9 protein-coding genes are annotated in these 10000 nt (G+C 47.8%); 5 read left to right on the forward strand and 4 right to left on the reverse strand.

Annotation, left to right across the window (positions count from 1 at the left end; all coding sequences use genetic code 11):
• The coding region (locus LDL40_RS16250) for an EF-hand domain-containing protein (protein WP_300996495.1) at window positions 1–316 on the reverse strand (316 nt) is incomplete at its 3' end.
• 325 nt (window positions 317–641) lie between these two features.
• On the opposite strand from LDL40_RS16250, the gene LDL40_RS16255 reads away from it, so the two are divergent.
• Window positions 642–1286, forward strand: a complete 645-nt coding sequence (locus LDL40_RS16255) for a DUF2959 domain-containing protein (protein ID WP_300996496.1) — start codon at window positions 642–644, stop codon at window positions 1284–1286.
• Here the strand turns inward: LDL40_RS16255 and LDL40_RS16260 are convergent.
• The 3 genes from LDL40_RS16260 to LDL40_RS16270 form a co-directional block, all read right to left on the reverse strand.
• Window positions 1258–2010 carry an ABC transporter substrate-binding protein gene (locus tag LDL40_RS16260; protein ID WP_300996497.1) on the reverse strand — a complete coding sequence of 251 codons (753 nt, stop codon included), beginning with the start codon at window positions 2008–2010 and terminating at the stop codon, window positions 1258–1260. The genes LDL40_RS16255 and LDL40_RS16260 overlap by 29 nt on opposite strands.
• 63 nt (window positions 2011–2073) lie before the next feature.
• On the reverse strand, window positions 2074–2562 hold the full coding sequence (locus tag LDL40_RS16265; RefSeq protein WP_300996498.1) for a hypothetical protein: 489 nt from the start codon (window positions 2560–2562) through the stop codon (window positions 2074–2076).
• A 144-nt stretch (window positions 2563–2706) separates the two neighbouring features.
• Window positions 2707–3978, reverse strand: a complete 1272-nt coding sequence (locus LDL40_RS16270) for a cyanophycinase (protein ID WP_300996499.1) — start codon at window positions 3976–3978, stop codon at window positions 2707–2709.
• Between the two features lie 268 nt (window positions 3979–4246).
• Here LDL40_RS16270 and LDL40_RS16275 point away from each other — a divergent pair, with 268 nt between their 5' ends.
• The 4 genes from LDL40_RS16275 to LDL40_RS16290 all read left to right on the forward strand — a co-directional run bounded on the left by LDL40_RS16275 (window position 4247) and on the right by LDL40_RS16290 (window position 9725).
• Entirely contained in the window at window positions 4247–6082 is a 1836-nt protein-coding gene (locus LDL40_RS16275; RefSeq protein ID WP_300996500.1) for a glycoside hydrolase family 3 protein, read from the forward strand.
• Window positions 6083–6103: 21 nt separating this feature from the next.
• Window positions 6104–6526 carry an ACT domain-containing protein gene (locus tag LDL40_RS16280; protein WP_300996501.1) on the forward strand — a complete coding sequence of 141 codons (423 nt, stop codon included), beginning with the start codon at window positions 6104–6106 and terminating at the stop codon, window positions 6524–6526.
• Window positions 6527–6529: 3 nt separating this feature from the next.
• Entirely contained in the window at window positions 6530–6916 is a 387-nt protein-coding gene (locus tag LDL40_RS16285) for a DoxX family protein (RefSeq protein WP_300996502.1), read from the forward strand.
• Window positions 6917–7100: 184 nt separating this feature from the next.
• Window positions 7101–9725, forward strand: coding sequence for an Ig-like domain-containing protein (locus LDL40_RS16290; protein ID WP_300996503.1), 2625 nt, complete (start codon window positions 7101–7103; stop codon window positions 9723–9725).
• Window positions 9726–10000: the final 275 nt, after the last annotated feature.

Genomic DNA, 10000 nt, shown 5'->3' on the forward strand with positions numbered 1-10000 from the left:
GTGGCCTGTGCCCCATAGTGCCTTGAGCGCTATAGAGTAAATTGCTGAAGTTATCGCTGAATTCTGAGCTGGTTAGTTGGCCATCACCATCTGAATCCAGTGAGCTGAACAGCTCTTCACTTTTATTCTGGGCTTGTTCATTTTGCAGACCGCTGAGCAAGCTGGAAAAATCGCTTTGCTCTAAGTAGCCTTTATTTTGACTATCCAATTGACCAAATAAATTGCCCGCAGCTTCAGTCAGTTGTTCTTTGCTCAACTGAAGTTTGGGCATAGCGCCCATGCTGTATGCACTTTGGCTAGAGAATTGAATGCTCATTCATGCTCTCCATTAAACACGACCGGAATTGATCGCCTGAATTAAGCTGCAAAGTGCCGACCAAAACAGGTTTAGATCTGTGCGCTTTGGGTAAAGTTGGGTAAGGAAAGGTACGGTAATGTTGATCAGCAAGGTGTTGGCTTTACCCTAAAGTAGAAAATGTGGACTTTAGCTTTGGGCAAATCGGCTCAAAGCTGTACCCGTGGCAAAGAGTTGCCACAGGTCAATCTGCCTTGTCCGGGTGCAATCTTAAGTTAAGCTCTGTACTATGAAACTCTCGGCAGGTATCAGACAACAGCAAGAGCACACTACAATGGGGTATCGAATGCGGCAATTAACAGCTTTGGTTTTGCTAAGCCTTGGTCTGGCGGGCTGTCAGCAAGCTTATTACGCTACCATGGAAAAATTTGGCGTGGAGAAGCGTGAAATTCTGGTCGATAGGGTAAAAGATGCCCGTGATGCCCAGGTCGAAGGACAGCAGCAGTTTAAAGATGCGCTGGATGAATTGAGTCAGCTGCTGAAGTTTCATGGTGGCGATTTACAGACTAAATACGAAGAGTTGGATGCAGAGTATCAACAAAGCGTCGACGCTGCTGAACTGGTGAGTAGTCGTATTAACAAAGTCGAGTCAGTGGCTGAAGCCTTGTTTGACGAGTGGCGGGATGAGCTGGGGCAATACCAGAACGCGGCTTTAAAAGCACAAAGTAAACAAAAGCTGGTGACGACCGAAAAGCAGTTTGGGCTCTTGCTGAAAAAGATGCGCTCAGCTGAGAAAAAAATGCAGCCTGTACTTAAAATCATGCATGACAACGTTTTGTTTTTAAAGCATAACTTAAATGCTAAGGCCATTGGCTCTATTCAAACTGATTTTGCCGGTTTGCAACAGGATGTTCGTAGTCTGATCAGCGAGATGAATAAAGCTATAGCAGATTCAAATGCTTTTATTGCTCAGATGCAGTCTTCTGATTGAGGTGGGCTTTGAGCAGAGCATCCAGTTGCTGAAGACAGAGTGCTGAGACCGTCTTTTTGCTCAGCATCAAATGGATAGAGCTTTTGTGCAACATAAAAGGCAGTAACTGTAAATCAGCCAAATCCTGATGCTGGTTGATGTGATAGCGCGCTACTACAGGGTCAACCAGCGAATATTGTGCTCTGCCTTGTGCAACCATCTGTAATCGTCTGAGTTCCTCTGCAACGTGAAATAATCTGTTTTGTCCCTGATGGAGTTTGAAGTATTCAAAGTCTTCGCCGTAGTAACCCGCCGTATTCACTGCCCCAGACCAGCGTTTGGCCGCCAACTGATAAAATGCGGCGCTATTTTTTAGTTCAGACTGCTCAGCCAGCAGGTCTTTGTGGAGTACAGCAGTAATAGTTTCCTGACGATAAGGAATAGAGAAATAGGCGTAAGCTGCACGCTCTTTGGTATAGGATGCGGCAAACAACAGATCCAGCCCGCCTTGCTGTAATTGCTGCAAAGCACGTTGTTCTGACATTTGGATCAGCTGCAGAGTTGAACCCAGTTGATGCGTCAGAGTGCGCACCAGCTCGATATCTGTACCTGACACAGTTTCGTCTGTCAGCCTGACATAAGGTAACCAGTCGGTGTTGTATGCCACACGCCAGGTGCTGGGGCAGGCCGCAGTTGCGCTAACCAGATGACAGCACAGGGCGACGCCCACTAACAGATACTTCATCAACCTGCTCTCTGACGTTTAACTATGTTCAGACTATAGTCAAAAATTCAGAGCTTGTTCGGATTAGCCTTTATTGCCAGGGACCTGAGCTGGTGTTGGTACAGGTTTTAGTAACTCAAGCTGGGCTTTGGCCTGCTGTTCTTCGTCTTTTTGCTTAATACGCACTAACGAAGCGTAAAACTGTGCAGCTGTAAAAGACTGAGTAGACTGGATCAGGTCGCTGACATCCGCCGTACTTTGTTGCAGCATTTGCTGAAAAATCACCAGATGGCCGTTTTGTTGTAGTGCTGGTGCTAAGTTCGTTTCTTCAGCACCATCTCTGATGGTGTAGTACTTCAGCAATAACTCAGCTCTTGCCGCCAGCGATAAGGTGGGAGCGTCTAGTCCGGCTGCTGCTTTATTCACAGCCGCTGCTGGTTGGCTTTTTAGCTCAACGTTTTTATGTTCGGGTTGTTTTTCTGTTTGAGTCAAAGTGTTAAATAAAAAAGCAGAGACAATCAAACCACTAAACAACCCCCAGAAATAGCTTAACAATGGTGTGGGCTTATACATAACAACCTGTCCGGATACGGCTTAACAACAAAAGACTGGCAGGATTATAACTGTCCATACCAGCATCAATGCAAACTTTTATCCGATTTTCCTGTTGTTCAAACAGAATAACACCGGATTTTTATAAAAATCCGGTGTTATGGCTTAGTTTTGAGGTTTTAAATCAATCTGGATCCGTCCGGGTACTATGTCCAGCCGCACCTGATGAGCACTACTATTGTCTTTCAGTCCATCCAGATACTGCCAGTAGCCTTGAGTACGGTCATCTTTACTAAAGAGCAAACCAAACACCAGTCCATTGCCCTGGTGCAGGTAACTGACTGCCTGGCTGGCCGATTTATTATCAGTGAGTTCAAAGGTGATAAAGTCTTTTAATCTGGTATTAGCGCTGAAGACGCCTGACATCACTGGCTCTGGCTGATCGCCATACTCAGCACCTTTGGTCTGCAGTTTCGCTGGATGAGGCAAAAGTTGTTGCGTCTGAATGTCATAGCTGTCGCCTCCCTGCAAATAACTCAAGCGGATATTCTCCATCTGAAACCCAAGAGGATTGCTGATTTTTTTGGCGTGACGTAAATCAATCACTGTCACACCACCAGCACCTAAAGCCTGAAATTGCCGGGTTTTAGCCTGATAAAATAAGGCAGAGTCTTCATCGATGCCATAACCTACTGCAGATCCCGAACTTTGTTCTGCCAGCGCCACTATTAAACGGCCAAAACGGGCTCTGCGGTCAAAATGCTGGTCAATGATACCTTCGGGGAAAAAACCTAACCCCTGACGAAGTTGCAAAGGCTCCTGAGCTGTTCCTTCTATCCTTGCATCCGCAGTGGCAACAGCTCTGGTTAAAGCACTCCAGGACGATCCGGCAGTTATCATAGGGTCACTCATGATTGCTGCGCCAGCACTGGTCCCTCCTACCAGGCCGCCTTGTTGGTAAAGCTGCCAGACAGCCTCCAGTACCGGGCTGGTTTTTCCTTCTGGTTTTAAGGTATCGACCAAATGATTTTGGTCGCCACCTAAAAACCAGACTGCAGTGGCCTGCTTTATCACAGCGGCCAGTGCCGGATCTGAGGCGTTATCGCGCCACAATGATTCGTCTTCGGCTGTACTTTTATCATCGTTTACCGCGATAGGAATCAGCTGTACCTGCTGCTCAGGCACGCCATACAAAGCCAAATCCTTCTGAAACTGGCGGAAGTACTTTACAGGCTGGGTGCTGGCCGCAGGGATCACCACTATACGAGCTTTAGGTGCGCCACCTGCACTTTCAACCCATTGCTGAAATACTGCTTTATTTGAGCTGGCTAAAGCGCCACCTACGATCATTAGCTGGCCTTGAGGCTGGGGTTTGGCGTATAAAAAAGCGCTGCTAAGGCTCAAACCAAGAGCCAGCAGGTAAGGTATTTTCATCATACAACACTCCGTTTTTTGCTTTATTGACTGAGATTTATCTGCTTCATTTGTTGCTGCTATCCCTTTATTTTTCACCGGGATTTTTTATGAACTTTGGCAAAGCAACGGCCTGAGCATAACAAATGCCGCAATGTACTCAAAGGGACAACGCCTGGTCACTGGCTGTCGTTGAAATACTGACCAAATAAAAGTCATTACGGCAGACCCTGTTACAGAGGCAGAACAGGCCTGATATAGTGGCGGCCTAAACTCAGGATGTGGTGACAAGATGAAACAATATGCACTGCTGCTGGCTGTCATGACGTTAAGTGCTGGAGGTTGTATGGGACAAAAAACTCTGGATCAGCAGGAGTTACGCCGTCAAATCGGCCAAAAACTGATGATCGATTTGCGGCACTTTTGTGCTGAAGGCTCTTCAGCTGAATGCAAATCTGACGTGACTGTTTTGCCAAAAGAATTTGCCGATGCCATCACTCAATTGCATTTAGGGGGCGTGATTTTATTTGCCAATAATCTGAAAGATAAAACCCAAATCCGGCGTTTAACTGCAGATTTACAACAGGCTAGTAGTGACGGCTTACCCTTATTACTTGGCATCGATCAGGAGGGGGGCCGCGTCGCGCGTCTGCCAGTGGCCGATTTTCCGGCTTTTGCCGGCAATATGGCAATAGGGGCAACCCTGGCAGCGTCAGGCACTCACTACGCGACAGAGGTCGGCAAAGCTATTGCGCTGCAATTAAGCTCGCTGGGTATTAACTTAAACTTTGCGCCTAGTCTGGATGTGAATAATAACCCGGCTAACCCTGTGATTAACGTCCGCTCTTATGGCGATAATGCTGCAGCCGTAGCGCAGGCAGGGGGCGCCATGCTCAGTGCCATGCAGCAAGCTGGTGTCTTAGGCACCATCAAACATTTCCCGGGCCATGGTGATACTCATGTCGACAGCCACACAGGTTTGCCCTTGGTTGAACATGACAGAGCCACAGTGGAGGCTGTCGATTTATACCCGTTCCGACAGCTGATCAAAGCGCATCAACCTGCCATGGTGATGACAGCTCATATTCAGTATCCGGCGCTGGATAACAGCAGCTTGATCACTAAATCCGGCGAGGCCGTGATTAAACCCGCCACGTTATCCAGAGCTATTCTGACGGATTTACTGCGCGACGACATGGGCTTTGACGGTATCGTCATTACTGATGCGCTAAATATGGCCGGTATCAGCCAGTTTTTTGACCCGGCTCAGGCTGTGATAGAAACGTTTGCAGCAGGTGCTGATATAGCGCTGATGCCTTATGAAATGAAAACTCCCTCTGACATTCAGGCCTTGGCTGTGCTGATCGACGAGGTGGTGGCCGCTGTGCAGCAAGGCAAACTCGACAGCCGTGAAATAGCGCAATCTGCTGAGCGTATAGTCCGCTTGCGTCAGCAGCTGGGTAAAGCTCAGCCTCAAACTTTGGTTGCAGACGATCAACGCTTAGCTGCGGATATCGAACTGGAACAACGACTGGCGCAAGACAGCCTGACGGTAGTGGGCGAAAATAAATTAAAGTTACCTTTGGATTTGGCCGCTTTGAGACTGCACCTGATTGCTCCTGACCCGACTAAATGCCAAAGCTGGTTAGAGGCACTCAGTCTGTGGGGCATCAAACCAAAATCCGTCAGTTGCAGTGATTTAACCTCCTTTGAGCAATCCATGGCAGTGCAGCAAATCCATCAGGCTGATCTGGTGCTGGGCTCACTGATTTCACCGGTACAAAGTGCCGCTGAGCTTGGGGTATTGGCTGATTTGCAGGCTTTACCTGCGATGAAGCTGACAGTGGCAGAGCAAAAACAGCTGCTATTGCAATTATTACAACAGGCGAAAGCTCAGGGGAAAAACACTGTGATGGTGTCCTTACGCACGCCTTATGAGCTGACTGATTTTGCCGTTGCAGCAGATCTGCGGTTGGCGACCTACAGCTACAATCAGAGACCACACACAGCAGCAAGAGCATTTTCTGGTCCGGCTTATGATGCGGTAGTGGCGTTTTTACTCGGAAAAATACAGGCCAGAGGGCAGTTGCCTGTGTCTTTAGTGACAAAAGATGGGACTGCTCACTAAAGCAAAGAAGGGAGATATTCAATGACAGCTGCTATTAAAGCGCTGGACCAGTTACTTAGTACTATGCAACCAGAGCTAGAGCCGGATATTTACGTCTATTGTATCTGGCCTCTGGATAAAAGCTGGCACGGGCCTCTGCCTCTAGCCACTTTTAAAGAAAAAGAGGGGCTGACTTTAGTTCTGACAGAACAACAAGCCAAAGATTATCAGCTGAATATTTTGTTCAGGGCCCGTTGGATCAGCCTTACCGTGCATTCAGATTTAGAGGCCGTAGGGCTGACCGCTGCTTTTGCCACAGCTTTAGCGGATGCGGGTTTGAGTTGTAATGTGTTTGCCGGAGCCTACCACGATCATCTGCTGGTGCCTGTACATCAGGCTGAAGCAGCCATGCAGGCACTAAAGCAACTGCAGCAATGTAAACAAAACCAGAGCTTAAAAGGATAACCTATGGCATTACAACAGATCTTTGGCTGGGGAACCTTAAGGCTGGCCCTGGCTGGTTTGATAGCAGCACATGGCTGGCACAGAGCTCTGACTGGCGGCGTGGTGCCTTTTGGCCAGTGGCTGGAACACAATGGCTGGCCTATGGGCTTGTTAATAGCCATAGCTATTACTGCTGTTGAAATTATCGGTACTTTATTTCTGGCGCTCAACCGTTACGTCACATTAATTTGTCTGGTCTATGTTGGTATTTACGCGACAGGCATAGCTATTTTGCACGCCAAAATAGGCTGGTTTGTCGTGGGCCCTGGCCGTAACGGTGCCGAATTTAGCGTTTTGCTGATCCTGGTGCTGTTGTCTGTGGCTGTGCATCATTGGCCTGTAAGGCGTTAAAGCCGCAGGCTAGTCAGACATGAGTCTCACAAGCTCAGCCTGATTCAGTGGTGGAAATCAGTGTTTCGCCGAAAAGCCAGAACCCAAACAAAGGGTTCTGGCTTTTTTTTGTTGTGTATTTACATCTATTTATTATCTGATAGGGTGTTGGTGTTATTAGGAACAAGATTAAAAAAGGATTTTTATGAAAATTGCGGTTCTCTCTGCTTTAGTTTTATTTTCCGCCGTTACGACTTCGCTTCATGCCAAACCATACTCTTATGTTGAACAAAACCAATTTGGAGCCTCTTACCAGTCTATTCAGCCAGCCGGTGATTTTCTGCTGGCCGTAGCTGCGGACAGCAATTACATCGATTTATACGACAAAACCGCCACAGGGCAAACCAAACCACAGCATCGATTCTCGTTCAGCTCTAAGGTGAATGCCGCGATCTGGTCTGCAGGTTATCTGGTGGTCGCGCAGAGCCAGAGTCTAGGGTTTTATCAACTGGACAGCGCAGGCCAATTGTTGCTCAGATTCAGTTGGGCAGACAAAGTGGCTTCAGCTCTGGCCCAATCCGGTTCTTATCTGGCGGTACAAGGTCCGGCAGGCGTTGAAGTGTTTCTATGGAAAAATGGTCAACCTGAATTGCATCAACTTTTTGCTAAGCCAACAGGTTATTACCAGGCTCAAATGCGAATAGAACAAAACCAGTTACTATTGGCCTGGCAACACAGCTATTCAGGCGCTGAAGTAAAAATACAAAAAATAGATTTGAGCAGTTTACAAAGTAGTGACACAGAACTCTCTGCAGTGGCTGATCTAAGTTTATTAAATACAGAGCAGTTTATTTACCGTGACAGGCAAAATAAATACCTGTGGATGGGCTGGAACGGACAACAATGGCAGGCTAAAAACCAGGCTGATTATCTGATTGATTTACAGACCCCTGGTTTGTTGTTTTTGAAAGATGACAAAATCTATAACTACGGTGCCGGTCTGGGGCGCGAAAAAACACTTCAGTTGCTGAAGTTAGACAACAATGCTATTGCGATAGAGTCTATGCCTGTCGCTGAAGAGTCACACTGTACTGCTGTGGCGACAGAAGGGCAGAACTGGTTTTGTTTAGGGGCTACAGGCGCCAGACAATTGAACTGGAATGCGCTATTTCCAACAGCAAGACCAGATATTTTTAGCCACCCCCAGGCCTTTGCAGGCATGACTGCGACAGATCATCAGCTATTTGTTCGTGGCAGCACAGTGGTGTATGGTTTATCTGCCTCTGAGCCGGACTTTAGTACAGAGCTGTTCAAAGACAACAGTTCTATTACCGACATGCTGGCAGTGAAAAACAAAGTGTTGGTACGCAACAATGCGGGTCAGATCATTCAGTTTGCTGAGCAGCAGGGGCAATGGCAGGCGGAAGCTCAAAGCACTGTCAGTCAAGGCTGGTCACCTTCTGCGCGTTACTGGCAGAGCTCTGAAGATCTGCTGCTCGTCAATGGTAGCTTTACAGAGCAGGCTTTTAGCATTTATCCGGCAGGAGCAGCAGACATCCTCAATACCAGCCCGGTGCAGATCCCCTGGGCTTCACTGAGATTACCTGGTAACGCTAAAGTGTTGGATATCAGTATGTTCCAGTTGGACGCCGATTGGCTGTTATTTGAGGCTTTGACAGAGTCCGGGCCACAAAGTACCTCTTATGCTGTATATGCAGTGCAACTCGACCCTGTCACGCACCAGTTAAAAGGCAGTGTTCAGGCTGTGACCTCAGCTCTTATTCAGCCAGGCCGGCAAAAACACAGTATGACTTCATACAAAGGGCGATTTTATCTGCAGCAGATAGGGGCGGGCAGAGGGATTGAAGTATTCAGTCCGGACAACGGCATAATAAAACGCCTTGGTGGTTTTGGTGCAGAAGATGCGCTGGCAAACTGTGGGCAAGCCGACCTGAGTGTGACAGATGATTTGCTGATAAGTAGCCCTGGCTCGGCAACAGGTGGAACCGATCTTTGTTTGTTTGATCTGTCGGCTAATCCCTTGGCTCCGGTGAGTTTAGGGGCTTTGGCTTTGCCATGGTTCAATAGCACGCCCGATTATCGCAGTGCTGTGCAGGTTGCCAGGTTAGGCGAATATCTGATAGCCGGACAAATAGCGGACGGCCGGACTTTGCTACTAAAACAAAACTATGCACCGCAGCTGCATCAGCTTGTAAGCACTATGGATAAAAACAGTGCTGCAACTATAGTGGCAAGCAGTGTTGACCCTGAATCGGATCCTGTGGTGTTGAGCCTGACCACATTACCTTTACACGGCAAAGTCACACTGAATGGCGCTGAGATTTGGTACCAGCCTGATACAGGTTATACAGGGCAAGATCAATTTACTGTAACCAGTTCAGATAGCCAGCAGAACTTCAGCCAGCAACAGTTTCATATTGAAATCAGAGCGACAAACGGCCAACCTCAGTTTTCGGATAGTTCCTACAACGCTCAGGAAGGTGTGACCTTTACCACCATGCTGAATGCTACGGATCCAGATGGTGATTCACTGAGTTATGCCATCACTGCACAACCGACCAAAGGTTCGGTGACCATCTCGGCTACAGGACAACTGAGTTATCTGGCGACAAGCGCGGGTTCAGACACTATGAAAGTCAGAGTTTCAGATCCTTCAGGTTTAACTGCAGAAGCTACTTTGACTTTTAGCATAAGTGCCAAAGCAACCCCTGGCACCGACAATTCTGCAGGATCTGGTGGCGGCGGTGGCGCCATACACTGGGTATGGGGTCTGTTATTGTCATGGTTCTGGTTGGGCAGGCGGAGATGAGGTAAGGACTAAGGCAAGGGAACCAAAATCAAGGCAAAGAATAGAGCGGAGATCAAAATACTTTCAGGCCTATCCTTTGCCCCTAAATAGTGAATACAAGGACACCCATAACCCGGTGTCCTTTTTTTATCTAAACTGAGCAAAATCACCGGCAGCCTGAGCAACCCAAATCGGTAGAACCGGTCATGGCAAACCAGAACGGCGGGCAATATTGGCCGGTGCCTACAGACAGCAAAATGATTCAACCGGGCTTTTATCCTGTTCTTACTTTCTTT

It is taken from the genome of Rheinheimera sp. (assembly GCF_020217005.1).
Taxonomy (GTDB): Bacteria; Pseudomonadota; Gammaproteobacteria; order Enterobacterales; family Alteromonadaceae; genus Pararheinheimera.